Origin of the sequence: Flavobacterium sharifuzzamanii (assembly GCF_003254585.1) — a bacterium.
GTDB lineage: Bacteria > Bacteroidota > Bacteroidia > Flavobacteriales > Flavobacteriaceae > Flavobacterium > Flavobacterium sharifuzzamanii.
Genome location: NZ_QJGZ01000011.1, coordinates 1 through 262 on the forward strand (window position 1 = coordinate 1; position 262 = coordinate 262).

General features: G+C 55.0%; 1 protein-coding gene. It reads right to left on the reverse strand.

The genetic code is table 11. The annotated features are described in order from the left end of the window. Positions 1 to 262, reverse strand: a 262-nt coding sequence (locus DMA14_RS22835) for a hypothetical protein (protein ID WP_203418203.1), incomplete at both ends; no start/stop codon positions are given.

A 262-nucleotide genomic window follows, 5' to 3' on the forward strand; every position in this document is an offset into this window, starting at 1 on the left:
GGTGAAGTCTCTGCTGATGGTCTGGTCATAGCATTTGTCGGTAACTTTATAGCTTACTGTTGTTGTGCCTCCGTCGCATAGTTTCGGAGCTGTCGGACTGCCCTGGATCTCGCCTTTCGCATCGCATCCTCCGCTAACTTTAAAGCCCTGTTTGAAGGTTTCGAAAGCGGCATCCAGTGCGGCCTGGTCGGCATAAGCGCAGGCTGAGGCGTTGACTGCTGTCGGAGCTTCAGGCGTTACAGCTGCTGGAGCCGTGATGGTG